Origin of the sequence: Psychrobacter sp. JCM 18900, from assembly GCF_904846625.1 — a bacterium.
Lineage (GTDB): Bacteria > Pseudomonadota > Gammaproteobacteria > Pseudomonadales > Moraxellaceae > Psychrobacter.
On the sequence record NZ_CAJHBL010000004.1, the window covers coordinates 342,235 to 365,729 of the forward strand.

Here is a 23,495-nt window from a genome sequence, read left to right on the forward strand (position 1 = left end):
TTTTTATTGCCTACTAGTTTTTACATTGGCTATAACAGCAATGACGTGCCAACTGATAAGTACCTACCAAAACAACATATGACAAAGAACCAACACTAATGATTTCACTCAATCCTCGTCAAGCTTGCCTATGGCTCCATCGTTATACTGGGCTTGCCATGGCAGCTTTTTTAATTATCACTGGTATTACTGGCACATTATTGGCATTTCATGACGAGCTAGACGATGTCTTCAACCATAAACTGGTTCAGGTCGAGAAACAAAACGCATCACATCTGCCTATTGCCGAGCTTCATGACAAGGTCATCAGTGCGTACCCACAATATGCTTTTTCTAGCATGCCAACCTCGATAGCAGCAGAGAGGTCAGCCGTATTTTCGGTAGATAGAGCACGAGGAAAAGCCGCCCAAAACCAACCAAAAGCACCTTTTCAACAGGTTTATGTCCACCCTTATACTGGCGATATCATTGGTACTCGTGATAGAGATGAGTGGGCATGGCACAACACCATGTGGAAAGTGTTTTGGTTACATCGCGATTTATTACTGGGTGATATTGGAAGATTGCTACTAGGGATTGTCGCGCTCGTGTGGACGATTAATTGCTTTATTGGCTTTTACTTAACGTTTCCTAGAGCAATCAAGAAAAAAGCACAGAATAAAACCTCGCCCAAAAAACGTGCCTCCTTTTTGAAACGCTGGTTACCAGCGTGGAAAATTCGTACCAAAAGTAATATGTTTAAATTGAATTATGATCTACACCATGCCTTTGGATTATGGCTTTGGGGGATCTTGTTTGTCATCGCGTGGTCGAGTGTTGGTTTTAACCTAAGAGAGGTCTATCAACCTGTGATGCATGCAGTTGTGGGGCTCGAAGGCAGAGGCGACAAACAAGAAAAATCACGTGAAGAAATTGGGCAGACTGCTAATGCAGACAGGGGTTCGAGGATTGGCGCTGCAAAAGGTGAGGCTTTGAGTAACGAGGCTAGTAATGTCGATGCTATTGATGTCGTCAATAAAGCCAATAGCATTGCTTATCTAAGCGAACAGGCAGAAATCGCTGCACAGCAGAATGGCGTGTCGGTACAGCAGCTATTGGGTATCCGCTGGGTCGAAGAAGACAATCAATGGCAGATGCGTTTCAAAACAAACAGAGATATCGGTAAAAAAGGCGGCGCTTCGTCTATTACTGTCAATGCAAGGACTGGTAGCATCGAGCGTGTAAATTTTGGCTATCAAAGTTCATCATTTGGCAGCAAAGCCGATCAATGGCTATCGACCTTACATATGGGGCATATCAGTCAAGGTATTGGCCATTTGCTGTATCAAATATTTTTAGCATTGATAGGTTTGGCTGTGACAGTGTTGTCTATTACTGGTGTTTATCTATGGTGGAAAGGGCGTCAAAGTCGATTGAAGGCGTTGCAAAAGGGTAGGTAATATTGCCAGATTTCTAGGGTATGTTTTTATTTAGATAGTTATCTGTTGAATCAAAAGCATGCCCTAGTTATAAATTTAATTGCAAAAATATTGTGTCTGCTATCGAGACAGTAAAAATGAAGAAAGCAAACGTCTCACCTATCATGACCCATCTATGCCAACTATTATTTTCATCATAGTTCTTTGTGTAATCTACTGACGAGATGTCTTGAGTAAAATCCATAGGAATAATCACTAATCTTAGAGTATATAAAGTCATTCCTAACCAAAAAAAGGTATTTGATATCTCCTTATTTAGAGCATAATAAATGAACAGGCAAAGGCTAATCACTAAAACTAGTAGAGATAGGTTTTTGTAGTTTATCCATCGATTATTTAATAGCGCTCTATGCATCTATAATTTCTTTTATTATTTGCGAAATTCTTTATTTAAACCGTATCAACAATCACTGGACGACCCTGATGACTTAGGACAGTGACATCGACGTTGTATAAATCTTTCATCGTCTCTTTAGTAATAACATCAGCAGGGCAACCAACAGCAGTCACTTTTCCTGCTTTCATCGTAACCACTGTATCGGCAAACTGTGCCGCTTGGTTGATATCATGCAGGACGATCACCACGGTTTTTTGCTGATTGTGGCTCAGCTGGCGTAGCTCACGCATGAGTCGACCAGCATGATACATGTCTAGGTTATTTAGTGGCTCATCGAGCAATAGATAGGGCGTATCCTGGCAGACAATCATAGCAATCAGCACGCGTTGACGCTGTCCGCCTGATAGCGTTGACAAGAAACGCTCGGCAAGTGGCTCAAGCTCAAAGCGTTCGAGGATTTCTTGTACTTTTTGTTGATCGTCAGCGGTCGGTTGCCCTTGATGATAAGGGTAACGACCAAACATCAGTAGCTCATGTACGCGTAGGCGTCCTTGTACATGGTTGTCTTGCCCAAGCATAGCGACCGTCTTGGCCAGTGTCCGCGCCTGACAGCTGACAATGTCACGTTCCTCATTATCTACAGCGAAACTCACCTGCCCAGATTGCAGCGGCTGCAAACGAGCCATAACAGAAAACAACGTAGACTTCCCAGCACCATTAGGCCCAATCAAAGCAATTACCTGCGCCGTTGGTAGGGACAACGTAATGTCATGCAAGATTTGTTGTTTGCCAATATGGTGAGAGATATTATTCAGTTTAATCATAGTCAGTCTTATTTAAAAAAGTCTTAGGGTTTTCTCTATCAACAGGATCGGCTAAACAAACAATGTCAGCTAAGTGGTCATACTGAACGACGTTGAGACATAAATATCAATGCTAAGAACATCAATCCGCCCGCTAGCTCTATTACCACTGACAATACGCCTGCCATATCTAGCACTTGCTCAAAGATAGTCTGACCCAGTACTAAGCAAATCATAGCGACCAAGCTGACCAATATCAGCCGCTCAGTGTGATACATATGTCGCGCGATACGATTGGTCAATGCGCAAACCAATAGACCAAAGAAAGTTACAGGACCGACCAGTGCAGTGGCCGTGGCAACCAGTACAGCGATGACAGTTAATAGACCAAATGCCAGACGTTGATAGTTGATACCAAGGTTGACGGCCTGTGCTTGTCCGAGCATCAACACATCGCATTGGTAACGCCAGCGCCACACAAATATCGCAGTGATGGCACAGATAAATAAGCTGATGCCCAGTAGCTGAGGGTTGACCGTATTGAACTGCGCGTAGCTAGCGGACTGTACGACCACAAAATCATCAGGGTTAATCAGCCGTGCAATGAGTGCTGATAAACTGCGAAACAACACACCAAAGATAACGCCCACCAATATTAGCCGCGTCAAATCCTGACTGCTTTTAGAAAACAATAGCTTAAATAATAATAAAGATGCCCCAAACATCAGAACAATCTCTAGCGTGAACTTGGCAATAGGATCGAGACTGGTAAAGCTAATCGCACCTAAAAAGAAAACCAGTAAGCTCTGCAACAGAACATAGAGTGAATCAAATCCGAGTAGGGAGGGCGTTAGAATTGGATTGTGAGTCAACGTCTGAAACAGTAACGTCGACACGCCAATCGCATAGCCAACCACCATCAGTGCCAGCAGTTTTTTGCCGCGTAATGGTAGCGCAAAGTCCCAATAGCCATTGACATTGAGCGTCATAAACAAGGTCATCGAGATAAGTAGAATAATAGCTGCTATGGATTTTGGATGGGCAGCTATCCATGCCCAAAGCTTTGCCAACTGACCTTGTGCAGCGGCTGAATACTGACCATCTGCTGAAGATGAGTTATCTATTGCTGTGCTGGTTTTGGTAGCATCAGTCTTGGTGGAAGTAAGCTTAGTTGATGAGAACATACAAAAATCCTATGGTGCCAAGCTTATCTAATAAGGCAAAAAATGAACGACGGTAAGTGAGTGTTGAAAACTAATACATAGTTAGTAAACATAGTGCTACTGCTCAGCTGGTGCACGTAATAACAGCCATAAAAACAGCACCGTACCAACCACACCAAAAATAGTGGCGACCGGCACTTCAAATGGATAGCGAATAGAGCGCCCGATAATATCGCATAGCAGCACGGCTGAAGCACCAAGTAGGGCCACTGCTGGCAAGCTGCGACGCAACTTATCTCCCATTAGACGGCTCACAATGTTTGGCACGACCAGCCCAATAAAAGGAATCATGCCCACAGTCACGACCACGACAGCGCTCATCATGGCTACCATACCTACGCCAATCCAAGTGACTTGACGCTTACTGATACCCAAGTTTAAGGCGATATTGTCACCCAAACCGACGATGGTCAGCTTGTCAGCAATAATATAGGCCAGCACACACAGTCCACCCGTGAGCCACAGCAGCTCATAGCGCCCTGCCAATACGCCCGAAAAATCCCCAAATTGCCAAACACTCAGCATCTGTAGCGATTCAGTTTGATAGGCGATAAAGGTAGTAACTGCTTCGATAATGCCACCGAAAACAATGCCAATCAATGGAATCATCAAAAAATCAGTGGGCGGAATACGATGAATGAGCAGCATAAATAGCATCATGCCAAAAACGGCAGCGATGGTTGCTACGCCCATTTTGACAATGAGCGCACTGGCAGGGAACAGTAAACTGACCACTAGCAAACCAAGTGCAGCGCTCTGAGTTGCACCAACCATAGACGGCTCTACAAAGCGGTTTTTTAGCACTACTTGGATAATCATGCCAGCCACTGCCATTGCAATGCCAGTCAAGATAATGGCGATGGTACGCGGTATGCGGCTCACCAATAGCAATGAGCTATCGGAGTTGGCACTCTGAGTCAGAAGACTCTGCAAGATACCTGACCACGAAAAGTCAGCCACCCCAATAGATAAGCTCAATAACACCAAAAGCCCCATAAGAATGAGGCTTGCTGTATTGATGAACCACGGTGGTATGACAGTACGTCGATGTAACGCATTGCCAGTACCGCTTTGCCAGCTTGACGCTGATGGAGCAGTACTGGATTTGAGCCTAGCATGAGTACGGTGTGAAAATAACGACATAATCTCTACTGGCTTAAAAATGAGCAGGGTTAACGGTAATAATACTTACTTGTGCAACAATCGCTTTTATCACCAACGAGGTTATTTAGCGTTAGTAAAAGCATCTTTGATCGTCGTTAGATCCTGCATCCACTGGTAGTAGCCGCCAAATGCTAAGTAAGAATCTGGGCTAAGATAAACCACTTGCTGCTTGCTCCATGCATTGCTCTGGGCAACTAATGGATTGTCTAATACGGCCTTGGCACCAATACCGTCTTCACCAATTGCAGCACTACGGTCGATGACAAACAACCAATCAGGATTGGCTTTTTGGATATATTCAAACGATATGGGCTGACCATGAGGCGCATCGGCAATTTTGTCATCTGCCATTGGTACACCTAACACAGTATGGATAAAACCATAGCGAGACTTGTCACCATAGGCTGACATTTTGTTGCCATTGACCATGACGACTAGGCCAGTGCCTTTATTTTCTTTTGTTAGATTCTTGGTCTCAGTGATGAGTCCATCGATGTTCTGTTGTAGCTTAGCGGCTTGATCGCTTTTACCGAACAATGCACCTAGATCATGCAGGCGCTGCTTGCTTGACTCATAGATATTGGCTGTATCAATACTCATGTCCAATGTCGGCGCGATACTTGATAGCTCGTCGTATTTTTCTGCCATGCGTGAACCGACCAAAATAGCTTGCGGCTGCATTGCATTTAACGCTTCAAGATCTGGCTCAAACACAGTACCTACCGATTTTGGATCAGGTTGCGTCTCTGAGTGTAGATTCTTTAGTAGTAGACCACCAGGCATACCATCAACTGCTACATCTAGCGCCGCCAAGTCTTGCATCAATGTCATGTCATAGACGACAAGTGGCGATGGGTTCATGGCCAGCTCAACATCACCTTTTACGGTATTGACCATGATTTTCTCAGCAGATACAGCGTCGTTATTAGCAACGTTCTGTGATTCATCAGCCGTTGGGTTTTCGGTTTTGGCATCTGCTGGCTCAGAGTCATTAGATTCAGGCGAGCTACATCCTGCCACTACGGTAGCTAACAAAGCTGTCATGGCAGCAGTCAATAATGGACGTTTGAAAAAAGAGGCGGTAGATCTGCTAGATAATAAAGGTGTCGGCATAATGAACTCGGTCTATCAAAAAATGTTTAAGCAATTGTCTAAAATAATTGCAAATGAATGATGCTAAAAATATTAAGTCTGAAAGATGCTTGAGATAAAAAGCATAAAATAAATAGTCTACTTAGGGCGTGTCCTCAATTCAAACGAGTATCCTCTAAATGGGCTAAAAACAGCTAAATTTTGCCAAACATCGTCAAATAGTTGGTCAATATCTCGATATTATCTGCACTATTTTCCTCGTTTGACGACAATTTATCTCATTTTTATCACCATTTTTAAAATGAAGACACGCCCTAGTACCACTCACTAATTTTTTATACGAATAGTTTTTATAAAATAGTATGAGTAGACAAGGCAGACGTTATACTAAAGTAGTTGAGACTCATTATCAATATAAATGATAATGGTTTTTATTAACAGTAATTGTTATATTAAACGCAACGTATCATTTGATAAAAATATAAGTTTCATAGTAGTGAAATCTAGAAGTAAGGTATGTTCATAGAAATGAGCGATGCGATAGGTAAAACTACTAAGCAATGTCACGTGTCAGAGATGTATTAAATAGCAAAAATATTATAAATTATTATTGATAATAATTATCGTTTGCATTATTATCTACGCCATTCTACTCTGAGTAATAAACATTAGGCTGTTATGAGTTCAACGGATTTAGACGCGCCACCACTTAAGTCGTTATTGCTAGCTATTGTTGCAGTCTTAGGACTCCATGTGCTTGCCGCAATTGCACTAGTGGCAATAAAAACGCCTGAACTCAAACCTGAGCCAAAAAAAGAGATGTCACCGCTTGAGATAAAGTTTGTGTCATTACCGGCAAAAACGGTCTCAACTGAAGTAGAAAAACAAACAGTCACAGCCAAAAAAGAAGTACCGCCTGAGGTACAAGTTCAGCCAGCGCCGCAACCTGAACCAAAGCCTAAAGAGGCGGTTAGACAACCAACAGAGACACCCGTAAAGCCAAAAGAGCCTGTTGTAAAAAATACAGAGCCGAAAGTGACGCCTGTGATAGCGTCAGAAAAGCCTCGTCCTGATACCAGTCAAAAAGTAGCCTCAAAAGAGCCGCTACCGAAACCAAGGATTGATAATTCAGCAGCTGAAGCACAACGTCAAGCAGCTGCCCAAGCTGAATCAGAGCGTCAAGCCAGAAAAGCTGAGCAAGAGGCGCAAGCTAGGGCAGAGCAAGAAGCCAAAAGAGTCGCTGATGCCAAAGCTGCCGCTCAAGCGAAGGCTGCCGCAGAGGCCGCCGCTGCACAAGCAAGAGCTGAGGCGGAAGCAGCAGCTGCTTTAGCACAGAGTAATGAGCCTGTGAGCTTTACTGCTAGCTCAGCCAACTGGGCATCTGCGCCAAAATTTAGTTTTCCTGAGCGCGCCGCACGTAGGGCCCGTTCTGGTGATACGCTCAATATTGTCTTGGTATTACGAGTCAACAAGCAAGGCGGTATTGATAACGTGCGCGTTGCTCAATCATCAGGTAATCCGCTAGTAGACAAAGAAGCCAGACGTCAAGTGCGATCTGGCAAGTTCAAACCCTTTACTAAGAATGGCGTACCCGTGGTGGGTGATGTGACCCTACCGATCAGTTACGCGGTTCCTTGATAGCTCATACTTTATAACAACGTATTTATTGATAATCTTTCATTATAAAACTAAACATGATATTTACCTCAGTATCATGTAATGGCATTACACATTAAGGAGTCTGACATGGACTTTATGCAATACTGGCAGATCAGTGACATGGTGACAAAAACGTTGTTCTTTTTGTTGCTTGCGTTATCTATTCTCTCTTGGGTGACAGGTATCGTCCGCGTATTGCAAAGCCGTAAACTGGCGACCAATGTAGCAGATGATTTGAGTCAGCAATTACAAGCCAGGCAGTCTGACTTGGCTGGTTCTGATGCTGCCACACGCCGTTTGGTGACTGAGCAGACTTTGCTCAAGCATATCGGTCGCTATCGCTTTGCTAGTGAGCGCGGTCTGCCGATTCTTGGTACGACGGCAGCGATTGCACCGTTCATTGGCTTGTTTGGTACGGTATGGGGTATTTTCCATGCATTACACAACATCGGTATGAGTGGTCAGGCAGGATTGGGGCAGGTTGCAGGGCCAGTGGGTGAAGCACTGATTATGACAGGTCTTGGTATTGCAGTAGCGATTCCAGCCGTGGTGTTTTACAACCTTGCAGTACGTATCAATCGTCGCATAATGTATCAAGCCAACGACAGAGCGCATGATTTATTGGCGCAATCAACGGGTCTTGTGGATACTACCAAGGTAACTGCAAGCAATGCTGCTAGCGCCTCTCAAGTGCATGCTGCACCAAGCAGTCGTTCAACGACGAGCGAGACTCAGCATACCAGTAATTACAGTAATTCTGTGCCAAAGCAGCTATAGACAATATCAATTCTACAGATACTGATTCTGATTCTGATTCTGATTCTGTAAACGTTAGGTCCGTAAACATTAAGGCTGCAAGCGCTAGGTCTGTAAAGGCTCAAACGACAAGTCGACAAACCGTCAAAAAGCGGCTTGGCTGTGTGAAAATAACCAAAAGCATTGAGAGTAACTATGGCATTTCAATTGGGTGATGATGACGTACGAAGCATGGATGAGATGAACCTCATTCCGCTTATCGATATCATGCTGGTATTGATGATTATATTTTTATTGACAGCGACCGTGTTGAATCCGACAGTGCCTTTAGATTTGCCAGAGACTAGTGCCGCGCTCAATGAAACGCCGCCAGAAGCGATTCAAGTCAGCATTGATAAAGACGCGGGGATATTCTGGGATAGTGACCCAATCAGCATGGAAGAGTTAGAGACACGCTTGCAGCAACAAGGCGCGACTGGTAAGAACCCAGCGGTACAGTTACGTGCGGATAAAGAAGGCAAGTACGATACGGTTGCTCAAGTCTTAGCAGCGGCAAGTAATGCTGGATTGACTAAAATCACATTTGTGAATGAGTAGCTTAGTAGCTAGATATTGAATAACTTAAGCACTGAATAACTTAAGCACTGTGAGTCAGTGCTAGTAGCTTTGACTCTATATTAGAAAACTGGCTAGATAAATCAATAGCCCAACCAGTAAAACAACCAGCACCGCTATAATAAAAACAATTAAAATAATAAAATTTTCTCCAACCTCATTAACTACTTAAACCTCAAATTAAGTCGTTAGTGAGGTTTTCTTTTTTTACCAGCCATAGCCAAACGGACGATAGCCGTAACCGAAGCCTGCATGTCTGTAGCCAAATGGGTAAGGTGAGCGTAAGTAGTCGAGATCGCGCTGACGAATATAGTAGTAGCGTCCTTGGGAGTAGGCTTCTTCTAACTTCTCAATACCTTCTAACGGACAGACAGGTTGCCAGTCATAGCCTTCGCGACCGAGCTTATAAGCGTTAAGTTCGGTACAGTAGTTTTTGAGACCTTGTTGACGGCCTTGTTCCCATTGGATACGGTTAGGACTAGCTCCGCCAACACTGGCGCAGCTATTGGCATAGTGACCGAAGTAAGCACCTGAACGACCTTGTGAGCCATCAGCATAGCCAACTTCTTGCCAGTTACTGCTTTGACATTGCTGCGGGGTTAGGCTCTGAGTCGTGGCACAGCCTGATAATGTCAGTACGACCGCGCCAAGTAGCGATAGGCTCATGCCTGTTTTGCTCATGACTTTACTCATCAGCTTGTGAGCGTGATAAGCGCCCGATGAGTTTGACTCAATAAGATAATTCATAATAAACCTGCGCGCGTTTAAAATTATGGTTTATCATAGCACTTTTTTGCGCTGACCACTTTTCGTATCTGGTTTTTATAGCGTACTGCGATCGGTAAGTTTGTATACGCTAAATAGTTGATTTTATAGTATAACTAGCGAAACTATAATATGCTTTAAAAGCACTTGCTGTACCGTGATTGGACGACAACGCTTGATTTTTAATGGTTCGTGCTCATTATAAGCCCTTACATATGGTTGTTTATTATCGTGCTAACTGCAATCTGCACGTAATATTTACAAATAACGGTTCATTAGCGATATTTGTCGCTATATCTCTTAGTATCTTTTTCATTTAGTCAAAAGGCCAGACCATCATGGGAACATTGATTGGCGTTATCATTGTACTATTCGTATTAGGGAGTATGATGGCGCTCAAACCGAACGGTATCGATCAGCGTTTGGATAAGCTGCGTATGACCGCGCGTCGTCTACAGCTCAATCCAAAGCTCGTTTCGTGCCCTGATTGGATCAAAGGCCGTGACAATGAGTATGGCCGCGGTATGCTTGGACAGTACTGCCTGATATTTGAAGACACTAAACTGCCGCATACTCGTTATCAAGTGATTGATGGACAGTGGCGACCAGACAGCAGTTTTGTCGATACCAGTACAGATGATAAGACGCTTACTATTCCCAGTGCGATTCGTTCTAGTCAAATCAGCAATAATCCAGTAGTCAAAAAGACTGATTTTAGCTTGGATCAAGTGCCGTTAGAGCTACCAGTAAGTATCGAACCGTTTGTTAAAGGTCTATTGACCAAGGCCAATAGCATTATTATTTATTGGGAAGATATTGCTTATGTACGTCCAGCGTCCAACCCAACGTATCATCAAAAACGGATCGAAGCAGACTTATTAGTGCTCAAAGAAAACCTTGAGAAATGGGCGCTACAGATGCAAAAACCAGCATAAACCTAGTAAAGCGTTTTTTCGTCTCCATTAAAGGGCAATATGCAAGCGGTTTGTCATATTCAAATTATTTAAAGTTGACAGTTTAACGCTTAGCAGTGTAACGTCTTTATAACTATATCTTTATTTTATGGTTATTATTTGTTTTATAACCTTTTTTATCAGCAGCGATTATTACTATAAATAGCTGAACCGTGGTCAAGCCATGAGTATCCGCTTCCATAAATTGCCGTGCTGCTGAATTTAACCTTACTTTTAATTTACTTATATTATGGTGTCGTCAAACATGGCAAAAACCACAACCAAAAAAAGTCCAGCACCAGCTGCGGACAGCCCAAAGGGTAAGTCTTTGGTGATTGTAGAATCACCAGCCAAGGCAAAAACGATTAATAAATACCTTGGTGATGACTTTATCGTACGCTCAAGTATCGGTCACGTCCGTGATTTGCCGGTCAGTGCGAGCAAAAGCGCAAAGAAAGCAACGACCGCTAAAAAAGATGACAGTCTGACCAAAGAAGAGAAAGCGCAACAAGCACTGGTGCGCCGCATGGGTGTAGATCCAGAGCATGATTGGGCAGCAGTCTACGAAGTATTACCAAACAAAACCAAAGTCATCAAAGAGCTTAAAGCACTAGCCAAAGACGCTGACAAAATCTATCTAGCAACGGATATGGATAGAGAAGGGGAAGCGATCGCTTGGCATTTAAAAGAAGTCATCGGTGGCCCTGATAGCAAGTATCAACGTGTGGTCTTTAACGAGATTACCAAGTCAGCTATCCAAAGTGCGTTTAAACAGCCTTCGAAATTAGACATTGACCGCGTGAACGCACAGCAAGCCCGTCGCTTCTTGGACCGTGTCGTTGGCTTTATGGTATCGCCACTATTATGGCAAAAGATTGCCCGTGGACTGTCGGCAGGCCGTGTACAGTCAGTCGCTATGCGTTTGGTCGTTGAGCGTGAGCATGAGATTCGCGCGTTCATTCCAGAAGAGTACTGGCAGATTCATGCGGACACGCACATCGCCAATGGCAAAGCCAAAAAAACCTCAGACGCTGAGCAAATCGGTATACGCTTAGAGGCGACCAAACAAGGTGGCAAAACCCTAAAGCTTGGTAATAAAGAGCAAACCGATAAAGTCTTAGAGATACTCAAAGCAAGCGATTTTATTGTTAAAGAGCGTGAAGAAAAACCAACGCAATCACGCCCAAGCGCGCCATTTATTACTTCGACCTTGCAGCAGGCTGCTAGCACGCGCTTAGGATTCTCTGTTAAGAAAACCATGATCTTAGCGCAGCGTCTATATGAAGCGGGTCATATTACTTATATGCGTACCGATTCGACATTCTTATCAGGCGACGCACTTGCTGCTGTCCGTGGTCATATCGAAGACAGCTATGGTGCAAAATATGTACCAGAAAAACCAAATTTCTATGGTAACAAGCAAGGCGCACAAGAAGCGCATGAAGCGATTCGTCCTTCTAATGTCAATATGAAATCAACACAGCTCAAAGGTGTTGAGCGTGATGCGATACGTCTATACGAGCTAATCTGGCGTCAATTTGTGGCGTGTCAGATGTTACCTGCCAAATATCTATCAGTGAACCTGTTTGTAGGCGCAGATGATATCGAGCTAAAAGCCCGCGGTCGTACCATGGTATTTGATGGCTACACAAGAGTCATGCCACCAGCCAAAACTGATGATACCTTACTCCCTGATGTTAAAAAAGGCGATAAGTTAAACCTAGATAAGCTAGATCCAAGTCAGCACTTTACTAAGCCTGCGCCTCGCTATACTGAAGCAAGCCTAGTAAAAGAGCTTGAGAAAAAAGGCATCGGTCGTCCATCGACGTATGCTTCAATTATCTCAACCATTCAAGATCGCGGCTATGTGAAGCTTGAGAATAAGCGTCTGTTTGCCGAAAAAATGGGTGATATCGTTACTGATAGATTGACAGCTAGCTTTCCAGATTTAATGGATTATACCTTTACTGCTGCGTTAGAGGACAAGCTCGATCATGTGGCAGAAGGTGATCAAGATTGGAAAGATGTGCTTGATAATTTCTATGGCGAGTTTAAAACCACTCTAGAGCGTGCCAAAGAAAAAGACGGCATGCGTCCAAACGATCCGACCGATGTACCAGATGTTCACTGTGATATCTGTGATCGTCCGATGCAGCTGCGCACAGGCTCAACAGGTGTATTCTTAGGTTGTACTGGTTATAACTTACCGCCAAAAGAGCGCTGTAAAGGCACCAAAAATCTAATGCCAGTCGAAGCATTCGCCAATCTAGATGATGCGGAAGGTGATGACGAAGCGGCAGAAGTTAAAGATTTGATGGAGAAAAAACGCTGTCCGAAATGTGGCACGGCGATGAATGGTTACATCGTAGATGGTGGCCTCAAACTACACATTTGCGGTAACAACCCTGATTGCGATGGTTATATCCTAGAGGAAGGTAAGTTTGAAGTTCCTGGCTCAGATGCACCAACTATTGACTGTAACAAGTGCGATGGGCAGATGGAGCTTAAGACAGGACGCTTTGGCCCGTACTTTGCTTGTCAGAAATGTGATAACACGCGCAAGGTGCTAAAAACAGGCGAAGCAGCGCCGCCGCGTATGGATCCAATCCATCTTCCAGAGCTAAAGTCGACCAAGCATGATGATTATTTCATTTTGCGTGAAGGGGCAGCTGGGATGTTCTTAGCAGCGTCTAAGTTTCCAAAAGTGCGTGAGACACGTCCGCCGAAGCTGGCTGAGCTACGAGAAATCAAAGATAAAATGGAAGATAAGTTTCAGTATCTGTTTGCAGGGCCAGATGAAGATCCTGAAGGTAACCCAACCATATTGCGCTGGTCGCGTAAGAAAAAAGAGCAGTACATCGGCTCTGAGAAAAACGGTAAGGCCACACGTTGGGGTGTTTACTGGCGTAAAGGTGAATGGGTAGAGGAGTAACTATTGTTAAATCCAATATAGTGCTTTTATAGCGTCAGACTCATTTAATGTACTACAGGTACAATTTGCATTGGTCTTTCTTGTATTGGCTTAAACAAACCTAATAGTTACTTCCAATAAAAAACCCTCTTATAATTTAAGAGGGTTTTTTTGTGCTTATAATATTTCTTTTAAGCCATTTCTATGTTTTCAGACTTAGCCTAAGTCCATAGGTTTGGACAGTATTAGTTTTTTACGATGATACCGCAACCAATACGATCGCCTGCATTGCCTGAAGGTTGACTGGTATAGTCATCAACGCCAGCGTGTACGATAAAGGCCAAACGATTTACGCTGTATTTACCTGCTTCAGTCGCTGCGATTTTCTTGTTCACATAGTTAATAGTAGCAACACCGTCTTCGTTGGCAGTTAAGTTTGGCAAGTCACCAGCATGACCATTCATATCATCTGGATTAGAGTGTGGCTTGTTGTCTGGGTTGAAGTGACCGCCTGCTGCTTTACCCATAACGTCACAGCTACCCGTTTCATGGATATGTAATGAGACAGTTCTGCCTGGCTGTAAGTTAGTGAGTTTACCGTAAACTTGGACGCCGCCATCGACTGGACGTAAGAAAACTTGGCCAACTTCTTTCTTCTCACCATCTACTGTTTGTATGGTTGATTTTAGCGTTGGCTGTGCTAAAGGATTGCCTGTTTGCATTTGGCTTTCTACCGTTTGACAACCAGTCATTGCTAACGCTGAACCGCATAACAGGGTACTTGCAAGTAATGTCTTATTCATTGTTATCTCCAATTGTTTGAGTTGTTATTTTTAATCTTCATTAAAGCCACGAATATATTTCGTTATTGTTCTATAAAAATCGGCGTCAATATTCGTTAACATCGTAGTCAGTATAGCCAAGCTAACTCTATAGTTATTCATCAAATGCGCAACAATCAGTTAATAAATGTAAGTAACGTATGGGTTTGAAAAACGAACTAAGGTAAATGATTCTCAAAATTAAATGGCTTTAAATGCGTGGGAAACTTACTAAGAAGGCTATGAATTGCAAGTAGATAAATAATAAACAGGCATAAAAAAGCCGCCCATCATAGTGATGAGCGGCTTATTAATCTATAGGACGAGTTTAATAAAGGTTCAATTAATTATGCAGTGCTTTGCCAGAAGTTTTATCAACGGTCACTTTGGCAGGTTTGATTGGTGTTGGCATACTCACCAAAGCAACCTTTAAGATTTCCTCAATCGTGGCGACTGGCTGAATGGTTAAGCCTTCTTTTACGTTGTCAGGAATATCAGCCAGATCACGTTCATTGGTCGCTGGGATCAAGACGTGCTTGATACCGCCGCGATGTGCCGCAAGTAGTTTTTCTTTTAGACCGCCGATACGTAGGATCTTACCGCGTAAGGTAATCTCACCTGTCATCGCAATATCTGGACGGATAGCGATACCTGTCAACGCAGAGACGAGCGCTGTCGTTAGTGCACCACCAGCAGAGGGACCGTCTTTTGGCGTGGCGCCTTCTGGCATATGGACATGGACGTCTGTTGTTTTAAACGTCTCGTAGTCGATACCTAAGCTGTCACCTCGAGCACGAACCACACTCATAGCTGCGCGAATCGACTCTTTCATCACATCGCCTAGTGAACCAGTAAAGCTAAGCTCGCCTTTACCTTTCATACCGACCGCTTCGATGGTCAATAGCTCACCGCCGACTTGTGTCCAAGCAAGACCAGTAATACGACCAATCTCAGGCTCTTCTTCAGCCAGACCGTAGTCATACTGATGCACACCTAGATAATCATCGATGTTCTTGTCATCGACTGTCACTAGCTGACGTTCTGCTTTTTTCGGAGCACGCGCGCCATGAGTTTCAACCGAACCGCGAACCACTTTACGGCAGATCTTGTTCACTTCACGCTCAAGGTTACGCACACCTGCTTCACGAGTATAACTACGGACAATGCTGTGCAATGCCGCTTCAATAATCTCAATTTCACCTTCTTTAAGACCATTTTGCTTAATTGCTTTTGGCACTAGGTATTTCTGTGCGATATTAACTTTTTCTTCTTCGGTATAACCCGGCAAGCGAATAACTTCCATACGGTCAAGCAGCGCAGGCGGAATATCCATGCTGTTGGCAGTACAGATAAACATCACTTGCGACAAATCTAAGTCCATATCTAAATAATGGTCGTTAAAGGTATCGTTCTGTGATGGGTCTAATACTTCAAGCAACGCTGATGCTGGATCACCGCGGAAGTCTTGCGCCATCTTATCGATTTCATCCAATAGGAACAGCGGGTTTTTGACTTCTACTTTTGCAAGTGACTGAACAATTTTACCTGGCATTGCACCGATATAAGTACGGCGATGACCACGAATCTCTGCTTCATCACGTACGCCGCCGAGTGCCATACGCACAAACTTACGGCCAGTAGCACGGGCAATTGATTCACCCAATGAGGTTTTACCGACACCTGGAGGACCGACGAGACATAGAATCGGGCCACGAAGCTTTTTCACGCGTGATTGTACGGCGAGATACTCTAAGATGCGGTCTTTTACATCTTGTAGACCATAGTGGTCTTCGTCTAATACTGTTTTGGCTTTATCTAAATTGATAGATACTTTGGTCGTCGCATTCCACGGCGTGTCCAAAATCCATTCAATATAGTTGCGTACCACTGATGATTCACTTGACGCAGGTGGCATCATTTTGAGCTTTTTGAACTCTTGCTCAGCTTTTTTGCGCACGTCTTCTGGCAAGTCAGCATCTTCTAAGCGCTGCTCTAGCTCAGCCACATCATCTTCACCATCGAACGCGCCGTCATTCATATCTGACAGCTCGTTTTTAATGGCTTTCATCTTCTCATTTAAAAAATATTCGCGCTGATTGTCTTCCATTTGCTGACGGACAGCATCTTGGATATCCTGCTCGATGTTTTGCTCAGCACTTTGCTTAACCAAATATTCAGTCAAAGTATTGATATGCGTTTTGATATCGTCTTCTTCTAGGAAAGACTGTTTGATATCAAGGTCCATCGACACACGAGTTGAGATGAAATAAACCAATTCAAGCAAGTCGTCGATACGTTTGGCCACACGAGTCAGCTCACGTGCATTGCGAAGTCGCGCATCTGCATAGCTTTCGAATAACGTAGTTAACGCTTGAATGGTGTTTTTCTGTTGGCTCTCATCCATGCTGACATCGAGGTCGGCACGTTCAAATCTCGCCATCAATAAATCATCATGGCCTTCTATGTTATCGACACGAGCGCGGTATTGACCTTCGATCAATACTTTAATGCAGTTCTCATCGCTATCGTGTGGCATAGTGCTGACGATGCGGCACACCGTACCGTACTGATACAAGTTATCTTGATCAATATCTTCGGTCAGTGAGTCTTTTTGCGCGACTACCAGTACTTTGTTGCCATACTCAGCTTGTGCCAACTCAACCGCTTTCACCGATGGCGCGCGTCCCACAAACAATGCAATCTGCATATGTGGATAGACGACGACGTCACGTAACGCCAACAGTGGCAGATAGCTTTCATCTTCATTGTCTTTGACAGCGTTGGATGAGGCATTTAACGCATCCGTAGATGAGCTTTCTGTCTCATTATTCGCGTCAGCACTGATGTTAGCGTCAGTGTCAGTATTTGCATCAGACGTCGTGTCAGTGTTCAGGGCAGATGATACATCGATGTCGATGTTGTCTTTATCAATATTATGTTCACTCATATGTTCTTCCTCGTTCCCCAGACTTGTAAAGTCAAGTTCGTGGTTCATGTTTAGATAAATGGTGCTCACGAAAAAAATTGCAAGGCTGATTGGTAAAGTCGTCTGCTTATCTTTGTTAAATAGTTATCTGAGCGTCCAGTTATTAATGCAATTAATGTGGATAACGATGTGTCGTCAATAGTGTGACTGGTATATGAGTGATAAAAATAGTTAGAAATTATAGAAGAGAGTTTAGATGTATAGGTGATATTTGGCTACCCGTGATGATGTCTGATCGGTTCTATGCGTAGGCTTTATACCCAAAATAAGGTAAACTGGCGCGCGTCTAAAACAGGCTCTCATATTGGGACGTTTTAGACAACAGGGCGATATTCATTAGTTTCAATATTCATAGGTCTCACTAAGACCAAAGTATAAAGAACAAGGGGCAACACATGGCCATCAATGCAGTATTGCTAGCAGTTATTATCATGCTAGGACTGTCACTTTCGCGAGTGCACGTGGTGCTCAGTTTATTAATCGGCGCGCTGGCAGGTGGACTGCTAGCAGGGCTTGGTATTACTGATACGCTCAATGCTTTTCAAGAAGGCATCCGTAATGGCGCAGAGATTGCGCTGTCGTATGCACTGCTCGGGGCGTTTGCGGTAGCGATTGCTCATTCGGGCTTGCCGCAGTCATTGGCAGGTGCGGTCATCAAGCGTATTGATGCTGCTGGCACGAGTGGCATGATTAAGTACATGCTGTTTGCAGGTCTCATTACCATGAGCTGCTTTAGTCAAAACTTAATCCCTATTCATATTGCCTTTATTCCGCTACTGGTACCGCCACTACTGTTAGCGTTTAATCGCATGCAGATTGATAGACGCCTAATTGCTTGTCTGATTACGTTTGGACTGGTCACCACCTATATGTTTATTCCTTATGGCTTTGGTGATATCTATCTGAATCAGATTATGCTAAAAAACGTGGGTGAAGCGGGCATTGATGTTGCCAATATTTCTGTGGTGCAAGCCATGGCGATTCCTGCATTGGGTATGCTGATTGGTTTGCTGGTTGCTGTATGTATCAGCTACCGTAAGCCACGCGCATATCAGCAGATTGCGATAGATCAGCAAGCGCATGATGCTGTAGTAGAAGGTGATGCATTAAGCAAAACTGCTGCTGGTGCACAGTCGCAGAGCAAGCTTAAGACATTGGTTGCACTGGCTGCTATCGTTACGGCTTTTGTGGTGCAGTTATATACTGACTCGCTACTACTTGGCTCGATGTTTGGCTTCGGTGTCTTCATGGCGACCGGCGTGGTGAAGTGGCGTGATGCTGATGGCGTCTTTAATGATGGTATCAAACTGATGGCGATGATTGGTTTTATTATGATTACCGCGCAAGGTTTTGCTGAAGTAATGAAAGCGACTGAGCAGATTCAGCCATTGGTCGATGGGGCAGCGTCACTGTTCGCTGGTAATAAAGCGATGGCGGCATTTATTATGCTACTAATCGGTTTGATTGTGACCATGGGTATTGGTTCGTCATTTTCGACCATTCCTATTTTGGCTGCGATTTATGTGCCGCTGTGTATCTCTCTAGGATTTTCGCCATTGGCGACTGTGGCGATTATCGGTACGGCTGGCGCGCTGGGTGATGCGGGTTCGCCTGCGTCAGATTCGACATTGGGGCCAACCTCTGGTCTAAATATCGACGGTCAACATGACCATATCAAAGATAGTGTGATACCAACATTTTTGCATTACAATATTCCGCTACTAGCATTTGGTTGGATTGCAGCGATGGTGTTGTAGTAAGTGATTTGAACGACTGGGTTTGGTATAAAAGGCGAGTATAGCTATAAGCTATGCTCGCCTTTTTCATTTCTCTTTATTGCTTAATTAATATGTCTTTTAATACTCATCATCAAAATCTCTAATCTCACCGCTTAGACTACTCAAAAATGCATCACTTTGCGCGAGCAGCTCATTTAGACGATCTTCATTGACGAGCCTTGTCATCTCCTCAGAGCTAAAAGGTTGCTCTTGACTGTAGTAACGTATCTCTCTAGCGTCCTCATTGCCTAATGTCTGCAAATATTCATCCACACTATCTGCACTGGAATCAGCAGCGCTAGAGTCTTTTTCAAATTGTTTATCGTCTTTCATCAAAACCACCTTATGCCGCTTGGCGTAATTAAGCCATCTAATGGCACATCCCACGGTTGCCGCGCCAATTGTTCAACCACTTGAAAATCATAGCACCAACCTATCTTTAACGGCCTTGAAGTCCCTGAGCAATAGCTTTTACCAAGCGTCGTATCATAGAACCCGCCACCCATGCCCATACGATTACCATTTAGATCAACCGCCACAAGTGGACAGATAATCACATTCAATTCCGACGCCCATAGCAGAGCGCGGCTGTGGTTCTGTTTCATGCCTAATTGATGAATGCGAGTGGGGATATTCACCAGTTTTGAATGATAAACAGGTACAAAGCGCAATCGTTTATCATCATTACCATTGCTAGTACGACCAAGCGAGCCAACAACTGGTAAATAAGGTAAATAGCCTAAGCGTTGACACCAGTCTAATATTAGCTGAGTAGGTAGCTCACCAAATCCATCATAGTATAGGCCAATACGCGCACGCTTTGGCAAACACTTCTGCAGCTTAGATAGATGCAAGCTTGCAGACTGAGCAAATTGTCTACGTGCGCCATCACTTAACTGACGACGCTGGCGAGTAAAGTGTCGTCTAGGCGGATTGCTGATGACAGGTTCGGATGTTTCAGTGTTGTTTGAATCCGAATTATTTAAATCAAGGTTGTTTGAATCAAGGTTGTTTGAATCAAGGTTGTTTTGCTCAGGTCGTATTGGTTTAGGATGCATAGTTTCAGAGTGCGTAATTTTAGAGTGCATAGGTATCTTATCCAATGAAGTATCAGATTGGTGATGACAGACGTTTTTAGACATTCGTTTTTAGGCATTGCTCAAGGCTATTTGTGAATATTCAACACGCCTTAGTCATGCTATCATAACGCCACTTTACATCGTATTTCCGTTTATGTGCAGCAGCTGTTGCACTTTTTATCGTTCAGTTATTTAACAACAAACCAGTAAAGAGGGTAGTTATGTCGACACAGAATCAGGCAACTCGTACCGAAAAAGACACCATGGGCAACGTGGAAGTCCCAGCTGATGCTTATTGGGGTGCGCAAACTCAGCGTAGCCGCGAGAACTTCAAAATTGGTGGCGAGACGTTGCCGCGTCCAATGATTGAAGCGATGGCACTGGTCAAAAAAGCCGCTGCGATTACCAATGCAAGCCTAGAGCGTATCGAAGGCGACAAGCGTGATCTCATCGTACAAGCCGCTGACGAAATCATCAATGGTGGTCTGGTCGATCAGTTCCCATTGGTCGTATGGCAGACAGGTTCTGGTACGCAGTCAAACATGAACATGAACGAAGTATTGGCCAACCGTGCTAACGAAATTGCTGGTTCTGAGCGTGGCAGCTACACGCCAATTCACCCAAATGACCATGTGAACCATGCACAGTCTACCAACGACAGCTTCCCAACGGCGATTCGTGTGGCTGCTGCTCGTCAGATCAACAGCTTGTTGATCCCAGCGGTAAAAGCACTACGCGATACGCTAGCGGCTAAAGCCAAAGAGTTCGATAGCATCGTAAAAATCGGTCGTACCCATTTACAAGATGCTACGCCTTTGACTCTAGGCCAAGAGTTCAGCGGCTATGTAAGCCAACTTGACCATTCATTAACTCGTATCGACAACGCGCTACAAGGTCTATATGAATTGCCACTAGGCGGTACTGCGGTTGGTACTGGTCTAAATGCCCATCCTGACTATGCAGTAAAATCAGCTGAGCAATTAGCGACTTTGACTGGCTTGCCATTCGTTACGTCACCAAACAAATTCGAAGCACTAGCCGCTCGTGATGCAGAAGTATTTGCCTCAGGCGCACTAAAAACGCTAGCGGGCAGCTTAAACAAAATCGCTAACGACGTACGTTGGTTGGCATCTGGTCCTCGTTGTGGTCTAGGCGAATTAACGATTCCTGAAAATGAGCCAGGCTCTTCTATCATGCCGGGTAAAGTTAACCCAACTCAGTCAGAAGCATTGACGATGGTTGTCGCTCAAGTCATGGGTAACGATGTGACGATCAGCATGGCTGGCGCATCAGGTAACTTTGAGCTAAACGTGTATAAGCCAGTTATCGCCTTTAACTTGTTACAGTCTATCAAACTGCTTGGCGATGCTTGCAACAGCTTCAACGAAAACTGTGCAGTGGGTATCGAGCCAGTGAAAGACAAAATTGATGACTTCTTGCATAACTCATTGATGCTAGTAACGTCATTGAACCGTCATGTTGGTTATGAAAATGCAGCAAAAATCGCTAAGACTGCTTATAAAGAAAACAAAACGTTGAAGCAAGTGGCGGTTGAGTTAGAGCTATTAACTGAAGCGCAGTTCGATGAGTGGGTAATTCCTGCTGATATGGTACATCCTAAGTAAGCAGTAGACCAAATAATGACCTGCTACGGCGTCAGACTCGCTTAATGTACGATAAGTGCAATTTGCATTCGTCTTTCTGGTAGCAGCATCATATTTTTTCCACTGAGAATTTAGAAATAAAAAGACCTTGTCACTTCTTTATGAGAATGTGGCAAGGTCTTTTTTTTGTTTTCGATTGGATATTACTTTTATCTATTAAATGTTTCATTCGCTATAGAAATAATACAATTTACTTATTATTGTATTAAGTTTACTCTCAATATCAAAATTACGTTCAATGAGGCAAACAATGGCTTCCAATAAGAACTAACATTATGTACCTCAGTGCTATTTAAAAAAATTTTCTACTGATGAATCAAAAGCAGCTATTTGTCTCTATAATCTGAACAAAAAGAAACTAATAGAAAATGCACCTATAAAGAACCAGTGTTCAAAAAACTACTTCTATGGCGAAGACCTAGCTTTAGAGAAGGCGTTACAGCCGATTGAAGGGCAGTTCTCTGAAATAGTTCGCAATCTTGAAAATATAAATTACGTTCTGACAGACAAAGACAAGCTATTTCTCATAGAATTTTGGCTACTTCAACGTGCAAGAACTGAGGAGTTTTCTAAGTCTACTGCTGAATCAACTGAACAAGATATAAAAACTTTGCTTTCTATTGACATTAAAATGGAAGTTAAAGAAGTTGTTCACAAAGTAATGCAGTCGATCTTAAAAGATAGGCATTTAATTCATGACTTAAAGGTTTGTATTTTAAAGAACAATACTAAAACTGATTTCATAACCTCAGACCATCCAGCAGTACTCACAAATCGATGGTATTTTCTCAATAAAAAAGTGCAATTTAGATCTTTTGGATTACAGTCAGCAGGAGGACTGTTTATTTTACCTCTTACTCCTAGAATTCTTATGTTGGCCTATGATAAAGATGTTTATAGTATTGCTAACGTAAAAGGGTGGGTTCAGCTTAAAAATAGGTGTGATGTAGATGCTTTTAACTATCTTCAGTTACTGAATTGTCGAGCTAATATATACACAGCAAATCCTGATAGTGCCCGATATCTAGAGAGTCTTCATAATAAAGTGGAGTATTCAAAATCTTTGCAAGGCCATAAAACAGAGTTTTACATTTCAGATAATTCTGACGGTAAGATAAGAGATGAAAATCGAATTGATGTTTCTGAAATTAAAGTAAATCAAAAGTTCTTCAAAGTCTCTCAAACCGTTTACGCTACACCACCAATATGGCCTAGAGTAATAAATTGGAAGCCAAATGGGTTTATAATGACAAATGACACGTATGATGATTTTGTTCGTCAAGCAGTAGTAAAAAAATAGGGCGAAGTGATTTTTATAAAATGTCGATCCGCAAAGGCTAGCTAGAGTCAGTAAAAGTAATTTTATTCAAACAACTAAACTTCTCTGACTTCTTAAAAACTCAAAATATGT

Annotated in this window: 17 protein-coding genes and 1 pseudogene; 9 read left to right on the forward strand and 9 right to left on the reverse strand. The window is 43.4% G+C overall.

The genetic code is table 11. From position 1 onward, the window contains the following. The first annotated feature begins 158 nt into the window (after window positions 1-158). Window positions 159-1,439, forward strand: coding sequence for a PepSY-associated TM helix domain-containing protein (locus tag JMX96_RS09760; RefSeq protein ID WP_413786742.1), 1,281 nt, complete (start codon window positions 159-161; stop codon window positions 1,437-1,439). A 429-nt stretch (window positions 1,440-1,868) separates the two neighbouring features. Here the strand turns inward: JMX96_RS09760 and JMX96_RS09765 are convergent, their stop codons facing one another. The 4 genes from JMX96_RS09765 to JMX96_RS09780 form a co-directional block, all read right to left on the reverse strand. After that, a complete protein-coding gene (locus tag JMX96_RS09765; protein ID WP_201568840.1) occupies window positions 1,869-2,639 on the reverse strand; it encodes an ABC transporter ATP-binding protein in 771 nt (256 codons plus the stop codon). Between the two features lie 77 nt (window positions 2,640-2,716). Continuing rightward, window positions 2,717-3,802: an iron chelate uptake ABC transporter family permease subunit gene (locus JMX96_RS09770; RefSeq protein ID WP_201568841.1), complete on the reverse strand. Its 1,086-nt coding sequence runs from the start codon at window positions 3,800-3,802 to the stop codon at window positions 2,717-2,719. Window positions 3,803-3,898: 96 nt separating this feature from the next. After that, window positions 3,899-4,984: an ABC transporter permease gene (locus JMX96_RS09775; protein WP_413772503.1), complete on the reverse strand. Its 1,086-nt coding sequence runs from the start codon at window positions 4,982-4,984 to the stop codon at window positions 3,899-3,901. Window positions 4,985-5,065: 81 nt separating this feature from the next. Then, window positions 5,066-6,118 (reverse strand): siderophore ABC transporter substrate-binding protein, encoded by a 1,053-nt coding sequence (locus JMX96_RS09780; protein ID WP_201568842.1) that lies wholly within the window; start codon window positions 6,116-6,118, stop codon window positions 5,066-5,068. 657 nt (window positions 6,119-6,775) lie between these two features. Between JMX96_RS09780 and JMX96_RS09785 the strand changes: the two genes are divergently transcribed. The 3 genes from JMX96_RS09785 to JMX96_RS09795 all read left to right on the forward strand — a co-directional run bounded on the left by JMX96_RS09785 (window position 6,776) and on the right by JMX96_RS09795 (window position 9,109). Next, on the forward strand, window positions 6,776-7,735 hold the full coding sequence (locus tag JMX96_RS09785; protein WP_201568843.1) for an energy transducer TonB: 960 nt from the start codon (window positions 6,776-6,778) through the stop codon (window positions 7,733-7,735). A 108-nt stretch (window positions 7,736-7,843) separates the two neighbouring features. Continuing rightward, a complete protein-coding gene (locus JMX96_RS09790) occupies window positions 7,844-8,533 on the forward strand; it encodes a MotA/TolQ/ExbB proton channel family protein (protein ID WP_201568844.1) in 690 nt (229 codons plus the stop codon). Between the two features lie 174 nt (window positions 8,534-8,707). Then, the gene (locus JMX96_RS09795) at window positions 8,708-9,109 is read left to right on the forward strand and encodes an ExbD/TolR family protein (RefSeq protein ID WP_201568845.1); all 402 of its coding nucleotides are present in this window, start codon (window positions 8,708-8,710) and stop codon (window positions 9,107-9,109) included. A 225-nt stretch (window positions 9,110-9,334) separates the two neighbouring features. Here JMX96_RS09795 and JMX96_RS09800 read toward each other — a convergent pair whose 3' ends face one another. Then, on the reverse strand, window positions 9,335-9,874 hold the full coding sequence (locus JMX96_RS09800) for a DUF2799 domain-containing protein (protein WP_227677007.1): 540 nt from the start codon (window positions 9,872-9,874) through the stop codon (window positions 9,335-9,337). Between the two features lie 356 nt (window positions 9,875-10,230). On the opposite strand from JMX96_RS09800, the gene JMX96_RS09805 reads away from it, so the two are divergent. Both JMX96_RS09805 and topA read left to right on the forward strand, forming a co-directional pair. Then, window positions 10,231-10,827, forward strand: coding sequence for a hypothetical protein (locus tag JMX96_RS09805; RefSeq protein WP_201568846.1), 597 nt, complete (start codon window positions 10,231-10,233; stop codon window positions 10,825-10,827). A 283-nt stretch (window positions 10,828-11,110) separates the two neighbouring features. Further along, the gene (topA, locus tag JMX96_RS09810; protein WP_201568847.1) at window positions 11,111-13,777 is read left to right on the forward strand and encodes a type I DNA topoisomerase; all 2,667 of its coding nucleotides are present in this window, start codon (window positions 11,111-11,113) and stop codon (window positions 13,775-13,777) included. Window positions 13,778-14,001: 224 nt separating this feature from the next. Here topA and JMX96_RS09815 read toward each other — a convergent pair whose 3' ends face one another. Next, on the reverse strand, window positions 14,002-14,559 hold the full coding sequence (locus JMX96_RS09815; protein WP_179797811.1) for a superoxide dismutase family protein: 558 nt from the start codon (window positions 14,557-14,559) through the stop codon (window positions 14,002-14,004). A 361-nt stretch (window positions 14,560-14,920) separates the two neighbouring features. Beyond that, a complete protein-coding gene (lon, locus tag JMX96_RS09820) occupies window positions 14,921-17,524 on the reverse strand; it encodes an endopeptidase La (RefSeq protein WP_227677008.1) in 2,604 nt (867 codons plus the stop codon). Between the two features lie 434 nt (window positions 17,525-17,958). Between lon and JMX96_RS09825 the strand changes: the two genes are divergently transcribed. Further along, window positions 17,959-19,320 carry a Na+/H+ antiporter family protein gene (locus tag JMX96_RS09825; RefSeq protein ID WP_227677009.1) on the forward strand — a complete coding sequence of 454 codons (1,362 nt, stop codon included), beginning with the start codon at window positions 17,959-17,961 and terminating at the stop codon, window positions 19,318-19,320. A gap of 99 nt (window positions 19,321-19,419) precedes the next feature. Here the strand turns inward: JMX96_RS09825 and JMX96_RS09830 are convergent, their stop codons facing one another. Beyond that, the gene (locus tag JMX96_RS09830; protein WP_201568848.1) at window positions 19,420-19,674 is read right to left on the reverse strand and encodes a hypothetical protein; all 255 of its coding nucleotides are present in this window, start codon (window positions 19,672-19,674) and stop codon (window positions 19,420-19,422) included. Then, complete coding sequence (locus JMX96_RS09835; RefSeq protein ID WP_227677010.1) at window positions 19,674-20,429, reverse strand: 5-formyltetrahydrofolate cyclo-ligase; 756 nt, start codon at window positions 20,427-20,429, stop codon at window positions 19,674-19,676. Before JMX96_RS09835 ends, JMX96_RS09830 begins: the two co-directional genes overlap by 1 nt. A 212-nt stretch (window positions 20,430-20,641) precedes the next feature. Here JMX96_RS09835 and fumC point away from each other — a divergent pair, with 212 nt between their 5' ends. Continuing rightward, window positions 20,642-22,045, forward strand: a complete 1,404-nt coding sequence (gene fumC / locus JMX96_RS09840; RefSeq protein ID WP_201568849.1) for a class II fumarate hydratase — start codon at window positions 20,642-20,644, stop codon at window positions 22,043-22,045. 322 nt (window positions 22,046-22,367) lie between these two features. Then, a pseudogene (locus JMX96_RS09845) lies at window positions 22,368-23,384 on the forward strand (DUF4238 domain-containing protein); the annotation flags it as partial. Window positions 23,385-23,495 lie beyond the last annotated feature (111 nt).